This is a genomic window from Clostridium sp. USBA 49, from assembly GCF_900167505.1.
Classification (GTDB): Bacteria; Bacillota; Clostridia; order Clostridiales; family Clostridiaceae; genus Clostridium_AT; species Clostridium_AT prolinivorans.
Genome location: NZ_FUYD01000001.1, coordinates 206,378 through 229,365 on the forward strand (window position 1 = coordinate 206,378; position 22,988 = coordinate 229,365).

Below are 22,988 nucleotides of genomic sequence, written 5' to 3' on the forward strand. Positions count from 1 at the left end.
TAATATAAGTTTGTGTTTTTTTTAAAAAAATAATCTATAAAATTAAAGGAAGATAAACTAAGTTTTATCTTCCTTACATATTAAATACATAATTACCATTTATTATTTAATATTGTATTTATAAATATTATTTATTTACAAATAATCTATTTATGCTTTATAATTTCTATTACAATTAAAACGCTTAATAATAGTATTGCTAATCAAGTTAGATTATTTATATTTTATAATTCCTATTACAATACCTAATATAGATGCATCATCTTTATCATGCATAAAAATAGGATCATATTTTTCATTTTCAGGCATTAAAACTGGAACACCATTATTTAAACTCAATCTTTTTAAAGTGGCGTTTCCATCTAAATCTACTGCAACTAAATCTCCATTTACAGCAGTGCTTTGTTTCCTTATAACTACATAATCACCATCAAAAATATTTGCACCTATCATACTATCTCCCTTTACTTTTAATATAAAACTGTCTTTAGATCCTTTAAAAAAATACTCTGGAAGATAGAATTCATCTAAAATTTCATCATTCATCATTATAGGTTCTCCTGCAGCAATATCGCTATATACTGGAATAGACTTTAATTCATCACTTTTTATAATTTCTTCTTCTTTTCCGTAATCTATATAAATTGTATCATTTATACCAATGTCTCTTTTAAAATTATATTTTTTACTATGCTTTAAATCTATATACTCAAAGTATTCCATAAAACTTTTATATTCAAATTTTTGAGACATTTCTACTTCTCCTTTTTGTGTTTGTGCTTTTGTTTTATATGTATTATATAAATTATAACTTTTAACGGTATTTCCTAATTCTAGATTTGAAATTTTTCTCCCTTTAATGAACCAAGAATTTTTATTTATATCATTAGATTTATTTAGTATAAACATAAGACTTGAATATGTTTTATTATTTAAAAGTTCTTTTATAAAATCTATTTGAACTTTACTTAAATTTTCAGCTTCATCTACTATTATATGAGTATATTTTTTGTGTTTCTCATTTAATGCCATTTTTAGAGCAACCTTAAAAATATCTTCAAAGTCTATAATTCTTCTTTCTTCAAGTTTTTTATTATATATTTCATAAAGTTTAAATATAATTTCTCTTTCTTTTGAATTTTTTAAAAGTCTTTGAGGACCTTCTCCTTTTTTGCATCTTCTTCCTATTCTATCTATATTTTGATAAACATCTAAATCTTCAAAATTACAAGATTTTATCCACACTATTTCTTCTTTTAAAAATTTAAAATATTTCTCACTTAAAATTTTTTTATTTTCATACTCTTTCCTTAAAAGCTCAATACTTTCTTTTATTATTTTATTTATTTCATTATCTTCTTGAACAATTTTATACCAATTTTTTGTATTATTTGTATACTCAAAATAAAATCTATTAACAATATCTAAAATTGTTAATACTTCTACAGCTTCTATATTGGTAGATAATAATGTTTTATAATCTTGTTTTACATCATCTTCTATTTCATTATATATATTTCTTAACTCATCTCTTTTAGTGCTATCTTGGGTAAGTATTAAAATTTTATCATTTTCATAAAGACAATAATTATTTTTTAAATAAAGGGCCCTATATGCTGCAGTCATTGTTTTGCCTGAACCACTTTTACCTTTAAGTATACTGTATTTAAAAGGTCTGCTTTTAATTATTCTATTTTGTGCTGCATCTAGCTGCATGACATCCCCCCCTTAATTAATCTATTAATTTATTATTTACAAATCTGTCTGTTAGCTCTAAATATTCTCTATCGTTTAAAATTTTATTATTACCTATATATACCTTATCTCCTGCTAGTGTCTGCTTTACAACTATCTTTTGAATAACTTTACTTCTGCATTTATCACAAAATCCTAATCCTATAAATCTCCATTTAAATAATTTCAATGGATATTCAAGTTCAATTTTTTCTCCACATTTAGGACATTTTAATTCAGTTTGTTTTTCATCAAGTTTAAAATTTTTCAAGTCTTTTATCATTATAGAAGGCATATTTATTATGTCTTTTACTATAAAATTTTTAACAGCTTTATCATTATAAATTCTTTTAAAAACTTCTGCAGTATAAACGGCATCATTAAGAGCATCATGTAAGTCTTTTTCAACCATCTTTATTTTTAATTTGTTTAACGCATTTTTTAAACTTATAGATCTTTTTTCTGCTAAAACTCTAGTACAATATTCCTGCAAATCAATATATTCTTTAAGCCAAGGTATAGATCCGTAATTATGATAATCTGCATTTCTTATAAGTTCTGCTATATCATCTTTGGCCCAAGAACACACAATTGAATTTTCTCCTATAAATTTGCCAAGCTTTTTTAAAGCTTCTTTAAAATGAATACCATCTTTTAAATTTTCTTCATGAATACCTGTTATTTCTATAATTTTAGGATTAAGTATTTTATAAATGCTTGGTTTTATGTAAGTTTTAAATCTATCTATTTCTTTCATAGTTCTATCTAATTTAATAGCACCAATTTCAATTATTTCATTAGGACATTTATATTCTAAAACTTCTGCATTCTCTTCATAAAATTTAGGGTAGAACTCAGTTATTTCTCCTAAATTATTAAATTCTAAATCTATAATTACGTAGTTCAAAAAATTCCCCCCAATTTTTATAATAATATACTTTATATTATAACAAAAATAATATGGTTCTGATTAAATAAATTTTAAAATTAATAAAAATTGTCTTAAAATAGTCAATAAGACAGTTTTAAGACAATTTTTATAATTTATGTTTTTATAACTTTTATTATTTATATTAATATCCTAGTTCTTTTCCTACTATAATAACTTTAATTCTACCTTTATTTCTCTGCCTTTTTATAAGTACATAATCATTACAAATTCTTGTTTCATTTTTACAATCTACGCACATTCCTATCTTTGTACAAGGTGTTTCTGTACTTAATCTTTTATTGTTAGCAGGGCCAGCTATTCTTTTTTTCCTTTCTATAGCTTCATTTAAATCTTTAACAATTTTATTAACTCCAACAATAACAATAACTTTATCAGGGCCATAAAGCATTGCAGCTACTCTATTCCCAGTACCGTCTACATTATAAAGCTCTCCACTTTCTGTTACTGCATTAGAACTTACAAAATAAGCATCAGCAAAAAAACTTTTTCTATAAATATCTTTTACATCTTCAGCTTTTAAATTTTCTTTGTATCTATCTAAAAAATTAAATTTTCCATTCCTTAAAAAATCTATTATTCCAATTTCAAAAAGAGTTTGAGAGCCTCCAACAGCTACAGTATCCCCTTCTTTTATGAATTCTTTAACTTTTTCTAAAGCTTCTTTTTCATCTTCTACATAATAAGCTTCCATATTATTTTTCTCTAAATTTTCCATAGTTCTTTTTATTCTTTGTTCTTCAACAAATTTTAAATGTTTATCCATATAAGCTCTCCTTTCTATCTATTTCTCTGCAATTTTTGATTTTACTACAAATTTATAAAAGTAATTTATAATATCACTTCTTTTTATAATTCCAATAAAAATACCATTATCATCTATAACAGGTACAAAGTTTTGATTTATTACTAAATTAATCAAACTCTCCATATCAGCATTTATAGACACAGGCTTATTAATAACTCTTCTTTCTATATCAGAAACTTTAATACTACTTGTATCTTTAATACTAAGTTCTGGAGTATTTTTAAGTTTCCAAAGTAAATCACCTTCAGTAAGAGTGCCTACATATCTTCCTTTATCATCAATAATAGGAATTGCTGTATATCTATGATATTCCATTCTTTCTATAACTTGTCTCATTGTAGAATTTAAATTTTCATAGATAACATCTTTTTTAGGCGTAAGAAAAAATGCTATATTCATATTATGTTCCTTCTCCTATACCTTAAAATTTTAGAAACCATTTACAGTTACAGTTTTATTTTAACATATTTATAATCGTTTTTGTAATATTATACAAAAAATTAACAAATACTTTATACAAAATTCAAGGACAGTACCTTAAATTAAGACTGTCCTTTATTTATTAAAATAAAAAATATTTATAAGAATGTATTAATTTATTTACTGATTTAAATCTTCTTCACACTTATCTTTTTCCCCTAAAGTACCTTCAAAAGCATTTATATACATTTGTTTTATTTCACTTATTAAAGGATATCTTGGATTTGCTCCAGTACATTGATCGTCAAAAGCTTGTTCTGACATCTCATCTAAAGTAGCATAGAAATTTCTTTCTGAAACTCCAGCGTCCTTAATTGTTTTAGGTATATTCACTTTATCTTTTAATTCATCTATTGCTGCAATTAATCTTTCTATTTTTTCATCTTCAGTATTTCCACCAAGTCTTAAATAATCTGCTATTTGAGCATATCTCCACTTTGCATTTGGATATTTATATTGTGGAAATGCAGCTTGTTTTCTTGGATTATCTACTGCATTAAATCTTATAACTTCATCTATTAATAAAGCATTTGCAACACCATGTGGTATATGATGCATTGCTCCAAGTTTATGCGCCATTGAATGACATACTCCTAGAAAAGCATTTGCAAAAGCCATTCCTGCCATTGTTGATGCGTGTGCCATTTTTTCTCTTGCTTTTACATTTGTAGTTCCTTCATTATAAGCTTGTGGAAGATATTTAAATATTAATCTTATAGCTTCTAATGCAAGGCCATTTGTATACTCTGACGCAAGCACTGATACATATGCTTCTATAGCATGTGTTAAAGCATCTATTCCTGATGCTGCTGTTAATCCTTTTGGCATCTTCATCATAAGTTCTGCATCTACTATTGCCATATCTGGTGTTAATTCATAATCTGCTAATGGATACTTTACTCCTGTTGTTTCATCTGTTATAACTGCAAATGGTGTTACTTCTGATCCTGTTCCTGCTGAAGTTGGAATAGCAACCATTGTAGCTTTTTCTCCCATTTTAGGGAATGTATATACTCTCTTTCTTATGTCCATAAATCTCATTGCTAAATCTTCAAATCTTACTTCTGGATGTTCATATAATACCCACATTATTTTTGCTGCATCCATTGGTGAGCCTCCGCCTAATGCTATTATTGTATCTGGCTTAAAGCTCTTCATTTCTTCAGCACCTTTTCTTGCAGTTCCTAATGTTGGATCTGGTGCAACATCAGAGAATATCTTAAAGTCTATACCATTTTCTTCAAGAACTTTTGTAACTATATCTACAAATCCTAATTCATAAAGAACTTTATCTGTTACTATAAATGCCTTTTTCTTACCCATATCTTTTAATTCTTTTAATGCTACAGGAAGGCATCCATATTTAAAATAAACTTTTTCAGGAACTCTAAACCAAAGCATATTTTCTCTCCTCTCAGCTACACTCTTAATATTTAATAAGTGTTTAACTCCTACATTTTCTGATACAGAGTTACCTCCCCAGCTTCCGCAGCCAAGAGTTAGAGATGGAGCTAACTTAAAGTTATATATATCTCCTATAGCACCTTGTGATGAAGGCATATTTATTATAGTTCTACCAGTTTTCATTACAGAACCAAATTTAGCAATTCTGTCTTTGCATTTAACTTGATCTGTATATAAAACTGATGTATGCCCAAATCCTCCAAGTTCTATAAGTCTTGCAGCCTTTTGTAATGCTTCATCAAAGCTATAAACTCTATACATTCCAAGAACTGGAGATAACTTTTCGCGTGAGAATGGCTCATCAAGTTCTACTGATTCAACCTCTCCTATAAGAACTTTAGTATTTTCAGGAACATTAACTCCAGCAAGTTCAGCTATTTTTGTTGCAGGTTGTCCAACTATTTCTGAATTTAAAGCTCCATTTTTGAATATAGTTTTTCTTACCTTATCCAGTTCTTCTCCTTGTAAGAAGTAAGCTCCTCTTTCAATAAATTCTTCTTTAACTTCATCATAAACCTCATCCATTACTATAACTGTTTGTTCTGATGCACATATAACACCATTATCAAAAGTTTTTGAAAGAAGTATAGAACTTACAGCCATCTTTATGTGTGCTGTTTCATCTATAATTGCTGGAGTGTTACCAGCTCCAACTCCTATAGCAGGTTTACCTGAAGAATATGCAGCTTTAACCATTCCTGGACCGCCAGTTGCAAGTATTATATCTGCCTCACTCATAACCATTTGAGAAAGCTGTACTGTTGGTTCATCAATCCATCCTATAATTCCTTCTGGAGCTCCAGCTTTAACAGCAGCTTCTAAAACTATTTTAGCAGCTTCTATTGTAGATTTTTTTGCTCTTGGATGTGGTGAAAATATTATTCCATTTCTTGTTTTTAAAGCAATTAGAGCTTTAAATATTGCTGTTGATGTTGGATTTGTAGTTGGAACTATAGCTGCAATAACTCCTATAGGTTCTGCTACTTTTACTATACCAAATGATTCATCTTTTTCTATAACTCCACAAGTCTTTTCATCTTTATATTGATTATATATATATTCGGATGCAAAATGGTTTTTTATAACCTTATCCTCGACTATACCCATACCAGTCTCTTCAACTGCCATCTTGGCTAAATATATTCTTGCATTATTAGCTGCCATAGCTGCTTGTCTAAAAATTTCATCTACTTGTTCTTGTGTATAATTTGCAAATTTTCTTTGTGCTTCTTTAATTTCTTGAATTTTTATTTTTAGTTCTTCCATATTAGTAACTTTCATAGTACAGCCTCCTTTTTATTTAAATTAATTTATTTTTTATAGGCTTCTATATTAAACTTAACTTATTTTATTTATTAAAAATTTTAAATTTTGCAATTTAAAATTTTTAATAAGTCAAGTTGTCATAAAGAAATCCTATATATGATTTACAATATAATTTGTTAAAGTTTTAACTACATTCACATTATATATTTATTTTAATAAAAAAGCAATAGAATTAATAAAAAAAAATATAAAGTTTTTATTGTATTATTCTTTAATATATTATCATTTTTATGAAAACGTTATATGTTTTTGTTTGATTTTTCATTTTAATTATTGTGTTTTTTTTAACAATCATTTTCTGAATTTAATATTTAAATAACTAAAACATACCTATAAATAGCAAAAAAACAGCTATATTTTAGCGATTTAAGCTGTTTTTTTTTGCATATATTAATTAGAAAAATTTCTTATTTGAATTTATTTTTAACAAATAAATTATTTGTCTGTAAATTAAAAAATATTAAAATTTTTTAATTTAATTGGAAATTTTATTACATCGCCTGGGTTATCATCTACAAGTTTATAAAAATTTTCATTTTCTGGTGAAGGATAATAATAACTTAAATTTTCACCATTATTAACATATTCAATTACTCCAAACACTGCTGGTTTAAATCCTATATCTATTAATTTTTCAAATATATTTTCTTTTATTATAATTTCTACAGAGTCTGGTGTAAAACTTTTATTCCAAAGCTTAAGCCAGCTCTCTTCAAAATCAAATTCAGAAATTGTTTCATAATTTAATTTTTCACAGCCTTCTACCATACCATAAATTTCACTAACTTTTATTTTCCCAAAACTTTTTATTACATAATTATACTTAAACTTCCCTTTTAATTTATAATAAAATTTATCTTTTTCTTCTACGTTCCACCCACCTTTTATAAGCTGAGCATGTGTATATGCAAAACTCATATTAACTTTAAAATACACTATCTTCATTTGATTTTCTCCTTAAACATAAAAATTTATATAAAATAATAACTTATACAATTATAGCAAAAATTAAAAAATTTTTTAATATAAATTTACCAAATAGATTTAATGTAATAGCACTTTGTTATATATGGAAATTTTTCACTTATTATGTTACTATGATGTAAAATAAATAATAAGTATTTTTATAATTTAAAAGAAAGAGGGATTATTTTGCATAATAAACTTACTTTAGATGCTATAAATAAACTTAAAGAAGAGATTGAATATAGAAAAGTTGTTGTAAGAAAAAAAATAAATGAAGATCTTAAAGAAGCAAGAGCTCAAGGAGATTTAAGCGAAAATTTTGAATACAAGGCAGCCAAAAGAGACAGAGCAAGAAATGAAAGCAGAATTCGTTATCTTGAAAGAATGATTAAAACAGCTGTAATTATATCAGATGATACTTTAGAAGATGAAGTTGGTATAGGTAAAAAAGTAACTGTAAAATTTCTTAAGGAGGATGAAATAGAAGAATTTAAAATAGTAACAACAGTAGAAGCAGATCCTCTTAACAATATGATAAGTATAGAATCTCCTCTTGGAAAAGTTTTATATAAACATAAAGTTGGTGAAATTTTAAAAGTAAACTCTCCTGAAGGAGAATATACTATAAAAATTGAAAAAATTGAAACTAAGTAATAAATAATAAATTTTAATAAATATAAGATCTTCTTATATTTATACTATCCAACATAAAAAATAAATATAATCTATATTAATATTATTTTTTAAATTACAAATAATAAAAGTATGATTTCATATAATAATATTTTTATTAAAAATTGGCCACTATATATTAATGCAATGTAAATTTTTAAATACTTTAAAAAATTATATACTAGAAGTCAATTTACAGCTTATTTTAAAAATATAAATTTATAAAATAATAAGGTGGTATTAAATATGGATGTTGCTATAATAGGGGTTCCTATTTTTTATGGAGCAGATAAACATGGACCAGAATATGGCCCTGATAAATTACGCGAAAAAAAAGTTGTAGAAATAATAGGCAGACATAATCATAGAGTTTTTGATTTTGGAAATCTTTTTATTCCTAATGTTAAAGAATGTAATAAATTTTTTTCTCATCCAAATATGAAATATCTTGATCCAATAATACAAGTTAACAATAATCTTGCACATATTGTGTATTCTTCTATTAAAGGTAATAGCTTCCCTTTTGTAATTGGAGGAGATCATTCTTTAGGACTTGGAAGTGTAGCAGGATCAAGCAGAGCTTATAATAATTCTGCAGTTGTTTGGATAGATGCTCATGGAGATATAAATACGCAAGAAACTAGTGAAAGCGGCAATATACATGGGATGTCTTTAGCTAAAGCAATGGGCCTTGGATATAAAGATTTAGTTGATGTTTATTATAAAGGTCCAAAAGTAAAAAATGAAAATGTTTTTATAATTGGTGCAAGAGATCTAGACAAAGGTGAATATGAATTAATAAAAAAAGAAAATCTTCATGTATATACTGCAAAAAGAATTCATGAGTATGGTATTGAACATGTAGTTAACGAAGTTATTAAAGATATTAAAAGCAGGAATATATCTTCAATTCATTTAAGCTTTGATTTAGATTTTATTGATGCAAAATTTGTTCCTGGAACTGGTACTCCAGTATCTAATGGTATGTCTATAGATGAAACAAAGGCTCTTTTAAAAATGTTTGCTAAATCAAATCTCGTAAAATCTATGGATTTTGTTGAACTTAATCCTCTTTTAGATAAAAATGATATTACATCTAATATTGCTATAAATTTAATTGATTGGACTTTTGAATATTTAAATTAAATAAGGACTGTTGCAAAATATATTCTAATACTCTAATTTCTTAAAACAACAACTATTTAATAGTATATTTATTTCATTGTAACTTCAAACTATCTTTCATTTTGCTACAGCCCTTTATTTTTATAAAAGATTTTTGAGATTATATAATAATATTATCTTAAAAAGTATTTTTGTTAAATATTGATACCTATATAGATATAATATAAATTTAGAAACATTATAAGATTACAACCAAAATAGGTGAATCTGCAGATAATTCTATAGAAAATCCTTATATAAAAGCACCTGCATCCATAATAACTTGATCTTCATAATAAATTATATAGTGGAAATTAATTTACAATTTATTATGGGTTAATCATATTAAAGAATAAATATAGCTGTAATAGTGGTAACTATAAGTCCTATAATTACCGGTTTTATATTTTTTTTCGCAAGTTCAAAAGCATCTACACCGCAAATAGCAGCTACAGGTATTACTGCCCAAGGAACTATTGTTCCTCCACCTACCCATATACCAGCTATTTGTCCTAAAGCCGTAAGAGTTGCTACTCCTTTACCTAACGCAGCTGAAAATATTTTAGCAACAGAACCTACTAAAGATATGCCAGAAAAGCCTGACCCATCAATTCCTGTAATGGCACCCACAACTGTAAGTGTGCTTGCCGAAATAACTGAATTAAGGGGAACTATATTTGCAAGAGCAGCACCTAAATCATTAACAATACCATTGGAGTTTTGCGGAAGTACATTACCGAATATATTAGTAAAAGCCGAATCTCCTAAATAAAAGAAAGCTGCTATAGGTATAACAATACCAAATATTTTAAAAGCAAATTGCAATCCTTTAACTAAATCATCTGTAATTTTTTCTAAGGCCTTTTTTCTATAAGCTAATATTGAAATTATGCTTAATATAAATACAGCAGTACCACCTATAAGAGCTGTAGCATCTCCTCCTTGAAGTTTTGATTTATACATTATAAAAATATCCAATGCAAATAATATAACTATGAATAAAGCTAAAATTTTTCTAAGTTTTTTAGAAGTAATTAACATTCTTTCTTCTAAATTATTTTCAGTTACCTCTTCAATTTTATACTCTTTATACTCACTTGATAATATACCTTGTTTTATATCCTTTCTAATAATATAAAAACCTGCTGTAGTAGTTACAATCCCCATTACAATTACAAGAGGAACACTTGCCGATATAACATCAGCTGCAGGTATCCCGGCAGCATCTCCAGTAATTTTAGGTGCAGCTTGAATTATATAATCACTAGATAAAGCTATGCCATGTCCAAAAAGATTCATAGACACAGCAACTCCCATAGCTGGAAGGCCAGCCTTTTTTGCTATAGGAATAAATAATGCTCCAATAAGTGCCACAGCTGGTGATGGCCAAAAGAACCAAGATAAAATCATCATAACTATACCTATAACCCAATAAGCAATCCAATAATTTTTAATAATTCTTTTAAATGGCGATATCATCTCATCGTTTATACCTGAAACTATTATGGTATTGCTCATAGCAGTTATGACAGATATTATAAATATTGTAGGCATGAGTTCTTTTGCTGCATAAACAAAACTGTTAAATATACCCATTGCTGATTTATAAACCGAACCTGTAGCAAAAATACCCAATACAAAAATGCCTATAATACAAATAAGTGATATATCTTTCTTCCTTATCATAGATACTATTATTACAATAATAAAGATAAGATATATATAGTGAAGTGATGTTAATGTTACATTAATCATATACTCCTCCAATTAAAATTACTATATTATTAAATTATGAAAAAATACATACTTAGTTACTAAATATTAAGTAATAATTTATTTCTTTATTTATAAAAATTTTACACACATAAATACCTTTGTTATAATTTATCTATAATTTTATAAGGAGGTTTTAACTGTGATTTTCATTATAACTGCACTAATGGCAGAAGCTGCTCCTATTATTGAGCATTTTAAATTAAAAAAAGATATAACTAATAATACATATCAATTATATAGAAATTATGATATTGTACTAATAATAAGCGGAGTTGGAAAAATAAAAAGTGCTATGGCAGCTACATATCTATTTTCTACTTATAATTCTAAAGAAAGAAATTTTTTAATAAATATAGGTTTTTGTGGAACAAACAGTAGCAAATATAGACTTGGCACCCCTTTATTAATACATAAAATTACAGATGTTGATACTAATTATGATTATTATCCTGATATATTTATTGACAGTACTTTGCCTAGAGAAGCTTTATACTGCTATTCAAAGCCAGTAAAAAAAGAGAATATTAATACTAAAGAAGATATTTTTTGTGATATGGAATCTTCTGGAATTATGGAAGTTTCTAAAAAATTTACTTATTCTCACGAAGTAGTAATAATAAAAATAATTTCAGATTATTTAAGTATAGAAAATTTAAATCACGAAATTTTGAAAAATTATATTAAAGATAATATATTATATATAGAACAAATTATAAAACAATTAAAATCATTAAATTACAGCTTTAATGAACTTTTTATGGAAGAAGAAGAAAATTTCCTTGATATTATTTCAGACAATTTAAGATTTACTACTTCTATGAAACAAATACTTTTAAAAAAAATAAAAAAAGCAAAATTAGAACATAAAGAACCTTTAAAAGTACTTAAATTGTTTACGGAAATAAATGTTAATTCAAAAATAGAAGGGAAGAAGATTTTTGAACAGATTATCGATAAACTCAAATAAAAAACTATTTAACACTATTTACGTTGAAGAAGAAGCTTATAAATATCCTCTTACAAAACAAATACTTAATAAATATAAAGATTCTTTTGTAATTACCATAAAACATTACAAAGATGTTTTTAATCGTACAAATCAAAATTTTAATATTCAAAAGCAAAATCAATCTTTAATTTTAGCAGTAAAAAATGTTCCATTTTTATATAATGGTCCAAATATATGCCAGAATTTTGGACATTCTAAATTTTATTATACTTCTTTTTTATTAAATTGTATTTTTGACTGTAAATATTGTTATCTTCAAGGCATGTATCCATCTGCAAATATAGTGGCTTTTGTAAATATAGAAGATTTTAAAAATGCAATTTTAAATATATCTAAAGATGACTCTATTTATTTAGCAGCTTCTTATGATACTGATTTAATTGCTTTTCATAATATTATCCCTTATTTAGATTATTTTTATGATTTTTTAAAAACCCAAGGTAATATTTTTACTGAAGTTCGCACTAAAAGTGCTAATACAACATTTTATAAAAATCATGAACCTTTTAATAATTTAATAATTGCTTTTACACTTGCACCAGAAGAAATTATAAAAAAATATGAAAATTATACTCCATCTTTAAAATCACGTATTGAAGCAATTAAAACAGCGATATCTCAAGGATTTAATATAAGAATTTGTTTTGATCCTATATTTATTAATACTGAAACAGATTCTTGTTATGAAGCATTTTATGATGAAGTTTTCAGTGAAATAAACCCAGATAAAATAATAGATATAGGATATGGATTTTTTAGAATGTCTAAAGAATTTTTTAAAAGAATTGAAAAACATAGAAATGATTGTTCACTTTTTTTAGAAGATTATTCTGTAAGTAATAATGTAGTATCTTATGATGAAAAGCTCCAAAAAAATATAAAAGAAAAACATTTTAAAATTTTAACAAAATACATAGAAAAGGAGAAAATATTTACGTTATGAAAACTGCAATTTTAACAGGTGCATCAAAAGGAATTGGTTTATCTATAACTAAAAAATTAATTTTATTAAACTATAAAGTGTATGGAATATCCCGTTCATTTAAAAATACATATTTTTCTCACGAAAATTTTATTCCATTAGAATGTGATATTTTAGATACAGCTAAACTTATTAATACAATCAATTTTATAAAATCTAAAGAAAAAGAAATAAATCTTTTAGTAAATAATGCAGGAGTAGGATATTTCGGTCCTCATGAAACTTTAAAGGTAAAAGATATTCAAACTATGATTCGAACAAATTTAGAGGCTCCATTAATTCTTTCTAATATTCTTATTAGAGATTTAAAAAAAAGTAAAGGAAACATTATATCAATTTCTTCAGTTACTGCAAAAAAAATAAGTACACACGGGTGTGCTTATGGAGCTTCAAAAGCTGGACTTTCGCATTTTTTTGAAAGTCTTTTTGAAGAAATCAGAAAATCAGGTGTAAAAATTACAACTATACATCCAGATATTACAAAAAGCAATTTTTATGATAATCTTGATTTCACATACGAAGATGAAAATGATACAGTTTTACTATCTGATCAAATAGCTGATGCTGTAGAATATATTTTAACAAGGGCAGATAACCTTGTAGTAAATGATATTACTCTTCGTCCGCAAAAGAACAGAATTAAGCGAAAAAAAGTTTAATATTTTATTATACTAAAAGTGAGCCAGTAATAGATGAGTCCCATTGTGCACTAGGAGTTTTTGGAGCAGATATACCTTGTGCTTTAAGTGAAACTTCAATAATAAGAGCTAAATAAGATAAAATTCCAGAAATAAGACCTATAGATGAACTTATTACCTTAAGCTCATTAGCTAAAGTAGTAACACCAGGTGCAATCTGCTGCTCACTTGCTTCTTTTAATGCTGCTTCTTTAAATAGAAAATTTGTTATAAGACCTATAGTACCTGCTACAACATAAATATCATCTCGTTTTGCTTTAGCTGTATTTAAATTATTTATTATAGAGGAAATTAAAACTAGAAAACTGGCTGCTGCTGCTATATCTTGTGAACTTAATGTTTGATTAGCTGTATCTTTTTTCAAGGTAAATACCTCTTTTTATTGCTTATATTTCATTATATTTATAAATTACTTTCTTTGTTCCATTTTTATTTATAAATCATAATTTTATTTATAAGTATTAAAATATTTTATATATAAAATATTTTAATACTTATTTTATGATTAAACCATAATAAGCTTTAAATTAATTCCATTATACATTATACAATTTATAGTGTTTATAATTATTATGTTCATATGATATATATGGCTTAATTTTTAATAAAAATAATTTTTACAGTATAATCATTTTATTTATTATAATTCTTTCTTTTTTAAATAAAAATAAATTGGAAGCCCTATTAAAGTTATAATTATACCATAAACTGCATTAAATGTATCTGTTATAAAAGTACTTATTAATATATAAAAACCACCTAATATACCAATTAAAGGAGTAATCGGATAAAAAGGTACTTTATATGGTCTTTCTAAATTACTATGCTTTTTCCTTAATATAAAAACACCTGCTACAGACATAATAAAAAATATCCACATTACAAAAACAACTAAATTAGTAAGCGTATCAAAAGAACCACTTAATATATATAATATTGATAATATTGATTCTAAAACAATTATATTAGCTGGAGTTTCAAATTTTTTATTTATTCTTTTAAAAATTGTAGCAAAAGGAAAAATATTATCTTGTGACATAGCAAAAGGTATTCTAACTCCTGTCATTAAATATCCATTTAATGTTCCAAAAATAGATATAATTATTCCTATTGTTATTAAAGCTGCCCCTTTTTTGCCAAATAATATAGTAGCTGCATCAGAAGCTGCCTTAGAGGATTCTATTACACTTTTTACAGGCATTATATTTATAATAGCAACATTTACCAAAATATAAACAGTAATAATAACTAACATACCTATTATTATAGATTTAGGCAGATCTTTTTGAGGATTTTTAAGCTCTCCAGCCATATTCCCTATTCCTGCCCATCCATCATATGCCCATAAAGTTGCTAAAATAGCAGAACCAAATCCTGCAATACCTGTCGTTGATACCGTTGCATTTGTATTATGTACAGTTAAACTATGTGCATCTCCATTTATTAATCCAAATACAACAATAACAAATATAGGTATAAGCTTAGCAATTGTAATAACTAACTGCATTTTACTTCCAAGCTTTGTAGATATCATATTTATACTAGCTATAAATAATAGTACTACTATCGCTAATAATTTTTGCTGTAAAATTGTCATATCTTCTATAAAATACGTTAATTGAGTTACAAAAATTATAGCTAATGCTGCTGTAACTCCAGGTACATAAATTATTGCCTGCATCCATCCAAATAAAAAAGCCCACTTTTCACCATATAATTCTTTAATATATACAAAGATTCCACCTGTTTTAGGAATTGCTGCTGCAACTTCTGCAACAGTTAAAGCAGAAGCCATTGTTATTAATCCTCCCACAATCCAAGCTAGTATTCCAAGTGCTGGAGAACCTGCACTTTTAAATACTGAGGAGGCTTTAAAAAATATTCCAGAGCCTATTACTACTCCTATTACTACAGTAATAGCTTCAGATAATCCTATTTCTTTTTTTAGTTCTTTATTTATTATGTCATCTCCATTTTGTAACTTTTGTACTTCCATTAGCTCCATCTCTCCAATTCAATACATTTTATTAATTGCATATTTTTTCTATACATATAAGTTCCGGTGGATTATTAATTTGATTAGTAAAAGAAATATTAACCACTGTATATTCTTTTTGATTTAAATTTAATGTAAATTCATCTAAAGCCTTTTTTTCCTCCATTCCATTTTCATGTCCTTTATATACAACAAGCAATATTATACCATTTAATTCAAGTAAATTTAAACTCTTTTTTAATGCTTTAATTGTAGTTTCTTTTTTAGTAGTTATTTCATGATTTCCTTTAGGAAGATATCCTAAATTAAATATAATAAGTTTAACTTTTTCTTTTATATATTTATCAATATTTTCATGACCATCAAGTATTAATTTTGCTCTATTAAATAAATTTAATTCTTTAAGTTTATTGGTAGTATTAATAACAGCACTTTCTTGAATATCAAATGCATAGACCATACCATTTTCTCCAACTAAACTGCATAAAAACGCAGTATCATTTCCATTTCCCATGGTGCAATCTATTGCTTTATCTCCTTTTTGTAATTTTAATTTACATATTCTTTTTGATATTTCTACTGCATTTGTAAAAAATTTATCCATTATTTTGCCTCTCTTTAAATGATTATTTTAAATTGCTCTAACAAAAATTAAATTTTAAAATAAATTAAAATTAATATTATTATTTTAAAGGTGAAGCACATTTAGGACAATATTGAAAATTTTCTTGAGTTTCAAATCCACAATTAGGACATCTCTTTACAAAATTAACTGTTCCATTTTTAATTAAATGTAAATCTTGATCTTTTAAAAATATATTTTCTCCACTTTCAATTCTTTTCCCAATTTCTTCATCAATTGAATAAATACTACCACAGCAACTACTTACAGCATAATATTTTTTATTCCATTTTAAAATTGGAATAAAAAACAAATTTAAATATTCATATCTCATAATTATTTCATAATGACCGTATTTACCACAATTAGAACAAATAATTGTTTGATTAAAATCTAACTTTTTTTCTTTTGAAGATATTCCTCCTATAAAAATCATATAATCAGCTCCATTTTATATAATTTTATATTTAAGATATATACATTTTGTAATTTGGAGAATCTTCCCCAATTATTCTATCTAATTTCCAATAGTATCCTTTTGAATTATCATATACTAAATAATAAAAAGCTATTAAATTAATAGTTTTTAAATCTTTCCCATCATTATAAGCAATGCTTCCATATACATATTTTATATTTCTTAATCCTTTAGGAGAAGATATTTTATTAGTTTTAAAAGTTTTTGATTCTTCAGTTGTTATTTTGTGTTTATTGTAATACCAAAAAAATAAATTATTTCCTTCTATCTCTGCCCCTTCAATAGTAGATGTTACAAAATCTTTTGATATTTCATTTACATTAATACTATCAACTGTAGTTTTAGATTTTTTTAACAACTCTATATTATTAAAATATAACTTAAATACATAATCTGTTGATAATACTGATTTTAATTCTCCTGATAAATTCTGCCTTTTTGCAGTAACATTAAGATTTTGATTCTGTGGATTAAAATCTTTATTCTCTATATTAATACTTTTTGTAAATGTATCATTTATATAAAATCCCTTCCCGCCAAATATATCAGGATGAGTTACCATCTGATTTTGTGTATCTTTTTTTATAATTTCAATAATTTTATCTTCAGAAAAAGATGGTGATAAAACTAATTTAAAATCTTCATCGCTATTTTTTTCAATAGAAACAATTTTCCATAATTCATCTTCAAAAATTAGATTAACCTTTATCTTACCTGAAGATGAAATAATACCACTATCTATATTTGTATCTACTAAAACTTCTTCTTTAAAATTATTAAAATCTGGTTTTCTTGAAATTATCTCTAGTTTTTTAACATCATTATCACTTAATGATTTTGAAATATTGAATATAAGAATATTAGTTTTTTTCACTTCATTTAAAATCTGATTTTCATCCATTCCTACTAAAGGTTTTACAACAGTATTTCCATACAATTGTACTTTATCATTTATCTTCCATACATTATTCCCAGTATATACATATTGTAATAATAATAAAGTATTTACTTCAATAATTCCATTGTTTAATGTAATTTCAACTTTTATATCATCTTTTTCTTTCTTTTTAGTATTTCTTTCTTTTATGCTAAGACTTTTAATATATCCTTCTTTAATGTCAAATTTTGTTCCTTTAGGAAGTGTTATTGTTTTATTTATTATATCTTCTTTTATTTTACCTTCATCTACAGGTCTTCCTACAAGAAATATGTATCCAAATCCTCCTATAGATATAAGAAAAAATATAGTTAATATAGTTATTATTACTTTTGATTTCTTTAACAACTTAAATTTTTTTTCTTTTTTATATTTATTTATTTGCTTATCTGTTATAACAGGCATAGGTAAAGTATCATATTTGTTTTTATTATTTATATCATAAATTGTTTCTTTTTTTTCTTCATTATTATAATTTTCTTTAATTTGTTCACCATTAGATTCAATAGTTTCTTCTATGTTTGTTCCACAGTATGGACAATATTTTAATCCATCAATAATTTCAAATTCATTTTTACATATATTACAAATCATCAATGTCCTCCAAAAAATTTATCTAAATATATGTTTTAAAGTCAATATTATAAGAACATTGTAACATATTATCTACTATCTTGAGAATAATTAAATTTATAACCATTTTTTATTTTTAAAATATTTTATCATTGTTATAATAATAATAATAGTTACTAGCCAGAATGCTGGATAAGCCCAAACAAAATTAAGTTCAGGAAAATATTTAAAGTTCATGCCGTAAATCCCCGCTAAAAAAGTTAAAGGAATAAAAATACTTGAAAATATAGTTAATATTTTCATAACTTCATTAGTTTTATTACTTATACTTGATAAATACGTATCAAGCATTCCAGAAAATATATCTCTATAAGATTCTATAATATCAACAATTTGTATTATATGATCATGTACATCTCTTAAATATACTTTGGTATTTTCTTTTATAAGAATAGAATCTGTTCTAGTTAAGTTACCAACAACTTCTCTTAATGGCCATATAGAATTACTTAAATATATCATTTCTCTTTTTAAATCATATATATTATGAAGTACTTCTTTTTTAGGATTTTCCATAAGCTGTATTTCAATCTTTTCAGAATAATCACCAATTTCTTCTAATATAAAAAAATAGCTATCAACAATAGAATCAATAAGAGAATAAAGTAAGTAATCTACACCTTGCTTTCTTATATTCCCTTTAGCAGTTTTTATTCTTTCTCTTACTTCATCAAACACATCTCCTTCAAATTCTTGAAAAGAAAAAATATAATTATCTATAAGTACAAAGCTTACTTGCTCAGTTACAATTTCCCTTATATGTTCATTGTAATAAACCATTTTAATTATGACTAAAATATAATTTTCATAATCATCTATCTTAGGTCTTTGACTAACATTTACTATATCCTCAAGCATTAAAGGATGAAGACTAAATTTAGTTCCTATTTCCTGTATAATACTTACATCGTGAAGTCCTTCAATATTTACCCATTTTATATATTCTTTATTGTTATCATCAAAACATTCCTTAATATCATTTAAATCTATTTTTTCATAAAAATCTTTATTGTATTTAATCATTGTAAGTTTAATTTCATCTGTTTTATATTCCCCATTGTATACTAATGTACCTGGAGATTCTCCAATTTTTTTAAAAGATTTTTTTATAAATTTACTCACTATTATCACCTGCTTTTATAAATATATAAAAATTATATACCTAAACTCCATTATTCATAAATTATTTTTTATTATATTATTTAATTTAATTATAAAAAAAATTTTAAAGCCGTACCTTATAAAATGGTACGGCTTTAAGTTTATTAAAATATAGGAAGATTATCTAAATTATCTCCTTCTTTATCGTTTGGATTACTTCTTAAATATTCTCTTCCATTTTTAGATTTTCCAACATTTACCCCTTCAATTAAACCATCTTTAGACATTGTTATAGCCTCATTTATAGAATATACATTACCATTTTCAAGCATTACATCTGTTATATCGCCTTCAGGATTTTTCTTAATCTTTTGTATTCTTAATTTATTATCCATATTTTATCCCCTCTTTTTTATATTTTTGATTTTATAGTATTATTTGCTATATTATCTTTTTTATACTATTAATAAAATGTATTAGCAATTTTTTACTATAATTTCTTCCCCATTTCTTATATCTATAAATTTTACTTTACCATTTTCATATAAAGCTATAGATGGTATATCATCTCCCTTAGGAACAGATATACTTCCCGGATTTATATATATAGTTTTACCATCTATGTCTAACTCTCTTATATGGGTATGTCCGCTTATTATAACATCTGCTTTATAGTTATTAGCTATTTCTTTAAGTCTTATTTTATCAGTATTATGTCCGTGAGTAACTATAAAACGAACATTATCTTTTTCAAAAAATATATATTCTGAGATAATTGTTGATTTAAGTACCATTAAATCAACATCAGCATCACAATTCCCACGTGCAAAAAGAATTGGAATAGAATTTTTTTCAATTTCTTCAATAAGCTTTTGAGGATTATAACCTTCTAAAATTGGATTTCTTGGTCCATGATAAAGTATGTCTCCTGCACAAAGTATCATTTCACAATCCTTAAAAAAAGAAAGAGCTTTATTAAATTTTTCAGGATATCCATGTATATCACTTAATATTCCTATTTTCATATATTATTACCTCCCTTAATTTATCTTTAAAATATATTCTACTATTATTTTAATAAAAAACAAAGCCAGATTTAAATTTTTATAAATCTGGCTTTGTTTTTTTACTTAATTGTAACTTCAGCTACTTTATCTCCATTATTTTTTATACCTGTTTCTACATTTATTTTTTCAACTTTATCCATATTAGTTATTATAACTGGAGAAATAACACTTTTAGCTTTTTCTTTAAGGAAATCTAAATCTAATGTTAAAAGTAAATCACCTTTTTTTACTTTATCTCCTTGTGCAACATGAGCTGTAAATCCTTCACCATTTAAGCTTACAGTATCTACTCCAATATGGACTAAAACTTCAAGTCCTGCTTCTGTCGTTATAGCTACAGCATGTTTTGTTGGGAAAAGCACAGTAATTTCTCCATCTATAGGGGAATATACTTTGTTCCCTTTTGGCACTACAGCAAAACCATCTCCAAGCATTTTACTTGAAAAAACTTCATCTGGAACTTTTGAAAGTTCTACTATCTCTCCATCAATTGGACTTGATAATATATAAGTACCAGATTTTATATCTTTATTTTCATCTACTTTAGCCTGTTCTTCTTTAGGAGCATCAGAATCTTCAAATTCAATATTTTCATCTAAAGCACCGCTTGCAATTATAGCTTTTATATCTTCTTTAATTCTTTCAGCTTCTGTTCCAAAAATTACTTGAACGCTATTTCCTGCAACTAAAATTCCTGCAGCTCCAAGTGCTTTAAGAGTAGATTGTTGTACTTTTGAAACATCTTTTAAAGTAAGTCTTAATCTAGTAACACAAGCATCTAAAACTTCTATATTTTCTTTTCCACCTATAGCCATTAATACTCTGCGTGCTTTTTCACTGCCTTTAACATTTATAGGCATTGGTGCATCAGCATCTTCATCTTCTCTTCCTGGAGTTTTTATATTAAGTGCTTTTATAACTGAATAAAAAACTACAAAATATAAAGCAAAGAAAGCTAATCCAACAGGCCATATAAGCCATGGATTTCCAGCATATTTAAAACCTAATAAATAATCAATAAATGAAGCTGAAAAAGTATAACCTAATCTAATTTTTAAAATACTTGTAATAATTCCTGATAAAAATGCTGCTAACACATGGAATACAAATAACATAGGTGCTACAAATATAAATGAAAATTCAATTGGTTCTGTAATACCAGTTAAGAAAGCAACAAAAGCTGCAGAAATCATCATACCAGAAACTTTTTTTCTATTTTCTTTTTTAGCTGCTGCAATCATAGCAAGTGCTGCTCCTGGAAGTCCAAACATTAAAATTGGATATTCAGAAGCCATAAATACTCCGGCAGTTGGATCTCCTTGGAAATATCTCGCAGAATCTCCAAAATATTTTACGCCATTAGAAACATACTCCCCAAATTGATACAAAAATGGTGGGTAATACATATGATGAAGTCCAACTGGAATTAAAAGTCTCTTACCAGCTGCATAAAATGCTGGTCCAAAAATAGAATTACTTGCCCATTGTGCAGCAACATTTATTCCATTTTGAATTGGTGCCCAAATTGTAACTCCAATTATACCAAAAGCAAGTGCTGCAACAGAAGTTATTATAGGTACAAATCTTCTTCCTCCAAAAAAACCAAGAACTTGTGGAAGTTTTATATCATGAAATTTATTAAAAAGATACCCAGCTATAAGACCTATAGCAATACCTCCAAAAACGCCCATATTTATGGTAGTTTTTGAAACTATATCTGAATAAGCTGGAGTAGCCATAAAATCTTTTAATGCCATATTTTGAGCTGCAGCAGTTTTTTGAGCAAGTGCTGTTGCTGCATTACTACTTGCAACTTTTATAACAGCTTGTAGTATAAACTGACCAACTACAGCAGCTAATGCCGCTACTCCTTCTCCTCCTGAAAATCCTATGGCTACACCAACTGCAAATATCATAGGAAGATTACTAAATATAGCATCTCCTGCTTGAGCCATATATGGTATGTTTAATAAATCTGGCTGCCCAAATCTTAGCAAAAGACCAGCTGCAGGTAAAACCGAAACAGGAAGCATTAAGGATTTACCTATTTTTTGAAGTGTTGCGAATAATTTCTTCATAGAAAGTCCTCCTTTTTTAGTATTTATAAAATATTAAATTTTTTATAT

At 25.8% G+C, this 22,988-nt stretch carries 21 protein-coding genes; 5 read left to right on the top strand and 16 right to left on the bottom strand.

Annotation, left to right across the window (positions count from 1 at the left end):
• Positions 1-213 precede the first annotated feature (213 nt).
• From lexA to B5D11_RS00950, 6 genes are all read right to left on the bottom strand, one after another.
• Positions 214-1,716, bottom strand: a complete 1,503-nt coding sequence (gene lexA, locus B5D11_RS00925; protein WP_078681165.1) for a transcriptional repressor LexA — start codon at positions 1,714-1,716, stop codon at positions 214-216.
• 16 nt (positions 1,717-1,732) lie between these two features.
• Positions 1,733-2,641: a 3'-5' exonuclease gene (locus B5D11_RS00930; RefSeq protein WP_078681166.1), complete on the bottom strand. Its 909-nt coding sequence runs from the start codon at positions 2,639-2,641 to the stop codon at positions 1,733-1,735.
• Between the two features lie 166 nt (positions 2,642-2,807).
• Positions 2,808-3,449: a lactate utilization protein gene (locus tag B5D11_RS00935; RefSeq protein WP_078681167.1), complete on the bottom strand. Its 642-nt coding sequence runs from the start codon at positions 3,447-3,449 to the stop codon at positions 2,808-2,810.
• A gap of 18 nt (positions 3,450-3,467) precedes the next feature.
• Complete coding sequence (locus B5D11_RS00940) at positions 3,468-3,890, bottom strand: CBS domain-containing protein (RefSeq protein WP_078681168.1); 423 nt, start codon at positions 3,888-3,890, stop codon at positions 3,468-3,470.
• Between the two features lie 201 nt (positions 3,891-4,091).
• The gene (adhE, locus tag B5D11_RS00945; RefSeq protein ID WP_078681169.1) at positions 4,092-6,716 is read right to left on the bottom strand and encodes a bifunctional acetaldehyde-CoA/alcohol dehydrogenase; all 2,625 of its coding nucleotides are present in this window, start codon (positions 6,714-6,716) and stop codon (positions 4,092-4,094) included.
• Positions 6,717-7,211: 495 nt separating this feature from the next.
• The gene (locus tag B5D11_RS00950) at positions 7,212-7,706 is read right to left on the bottom strand and encodes a hypothetical protein (protein ID WP_078681170.1); all 495 of its coding nucleotides are present in this window, start codon (positions 7,704-7,706) and stop codon (positions 7,212-7,214) included.
• 207 nt (positions 7,707-7,913) lie between these two features.
• Here B5D11_RS00950 and greA point away from each other — a divergent pair, with 207 nt between their 5' ends.
• Both greA and rocF read left to right on the top strand, forming a co-directional pair.
• Entirely contained in the window at positions 7,914-8,381 is a 468-nt protein-coding gene (greA, locus tag B5D11_RS00955; protein WP_078681171.1) for a transcription elongation factor GreA, read from the top strand.
• Between the two features lie 264 nt (positions 8,382-8,645).
• Positions 8,646-9,545 (top strand): arginase, encoded by a 900-nt coding sequence (gene rocF / locus B5D11_RS00960; protein WP_078681172.1) that lies wholly within the window; start codon positions 8,646-8,648, stop codon positions 9,543-9,545.
• A 363-nt stretch (positions 9,546-9,908) separates the two neighbouring features.
• Here the strand turns inward: rocF and B5D11_RS00965 are convergent, their stop codons facing one another.
• Entirely contained in the window at positions 9,909-11,318 is a 1,410-nt protein-coding gene (locus tag B5D11_RS00965; protein ID WP_180376929.1) for a hypothetical protein, read from the bottom strand.
• A 160-nt stretch (positions 11,319-11,478) separates the two neighbouring features.
• Between B5D11_RS00965 and B5D11_RS00970 the strand changes: the two genes are divergently transcribed.
• From B5D11_RS00970 to B5D11_RS00980, 3 genes are read left to right on the top strand one after another with little or no spacing between them, the layout of a single operon-like run.
• Positions 11,479-12,306 (top strand): 5'-methylthioadenosine/S-adenosylhomocysteine nucleosidase family protein, encoded by an 828-nt coding sequence (locus B5D11_RS00970; protein WP_078681173.1) that lies wholly within the window; start codon positions 11,479-11,481, stop codon positions 12,304-12,306.
• On the top strand, positions 12,278-13,291 hold the full coding sequence (locus tag B5D11_RS00975) for an SPL family radical SAM protein (protein ID WP_078681174.1): 1,014 nt from the start codon (positions 12,278-12,280) through the stop codon (positions 13,289-13,291). Before B5D11_RS00970 ends, B5D11_RS00975 begins: the two co-directional genes overlap by 29 nt.
• Entirely contained in the window at positions 13,288-13,989 is a 702-nt protein-coding gene (locus B5D11_RS00980; RefSeq protein ID WP_078681175.1) for an SDR family oxidoreductase, read from the top strand. Before B5D11_RS00975 ends, B5D11_RS00980 begins: the two co-directional genes overlap by 4 nt.
• Before the next feature lie 7 nt (positions 13,990-13,996).
• On the opposite strand, the gene B5D11_RS00985 is transcribed toward B5D11_RS00980, so the two are convergent.
• From B5D11_RS00985 to B5D11_RS01025, 9 genes are all read right to left on the bottom strand, one after another.
• On the bottom strand, positions 13,997-14,392 hold the full coding sequence (locus B5D11_RS00985; RefSeq protein ID WP_078681176.1) for a hypothetical protein: 396 nt from the start codon (positions 14,390-14,392) through the stop codon (positions 13,997-13,999).
• A 276-nt stretch (positions 14,393-14,668) separates the two neighbouring features.
• On the bottom strand, positions 14,669-16,024 hold the full coding sequence (locus tag B5D11_RS00990) for an APC family permease (RefSeq protein WP_078681177.1): 1,356 nt from the start codon (positions 16,022-16,024) through the stop codon (positions 14,669-14,671).
• 31 nt (positions 16,025-16,055) lie between these two features.
• Positions 16,056-16,628, bottom strand: coding sequence for a class I SAM-dependent methyltransferase (locus B5D11_RS00995; protein WP_164850162.1), 573 nt, complete (start codon positions 16,626-16,628; stop codon positions 16,056-16,058).
• A gap of 79 nt (positions 16,629-16,707) precedes the next feature.
• Complete coding sequence (locus B5D11_RS01000; RefSeq protein WP_078681179.1) at positions 16,708-17,082, bottom strand: zinc ribbon domain-containing protein; 375 nt, start codon at positions 17,080-17,082, stop codon at positions 16,708-16,710.
• A 31-nt stretch (positions 17,083-17,113) separates the two neighbouring features.
• Positions 17,114-18,655: a TFIIB-type zinc finger domain-containing protein gene (locus B5D11_RS01005; RefSeq protein ID WP_078681180.1), complete on the bottom strand. Its 1,542-nt coding sequence runs from the start codon at positions 18,653-18,655 to the stop codon at positions 17,114-17,116.
• Between the two features lie 96 nt (positions 18,656-18,751).
• Complete coding sequence (corA, locus tag B5D11_RS01010) at positions 18,752-19,816, bottom strand: magnesium/cobalt transporter CorA (protein ID WP_078681181.1); 1,065 nt, start codon at positions 19,814-19,816, stop codon at positions 18,752-18,754.
• Between the two features lie 143 nt (positions 19,817-19,959).
• Positions 19,960-20,190: a DUF3892 domain-containing protein gene (locus B5D11_RS01015; RefSeq protein WP_078681182.1), complete on the bottom strand. Its 231-nt coding sequence runs from the start codon at positions 20,188-20,190 to the stop codon at positions 19,960-19,962.
• Between the two features lie 81 nt (positions 20,191-20,271).
• Positions 20,272-20,820 (bottom strand): phosphodiesterase, encoded by a 549-nt coding sequence (gene yfcE, locus B5D11_RS01020; protein ID WP_078681183.1) that lies wholly within the window; start codon positions 20,818-20,820, stop codon positions 20,272-20,274.
• Positions 20,821-20,921: 101 nt separating this feature from the next.
• Positions 20,922-22,940, bottom strand: a complete 2,019-nt coding sequence (locus tag B5D11_RS01025) for a glucose PTS transporter subunit IIA (RefSeq protein ID WP_078681184.1) — start codon at positions 22,938-22,940, stop codon at positions 20,922-20,924.
• Positions 22,941-22,988 lie beyond the last annotated feature (48 nt).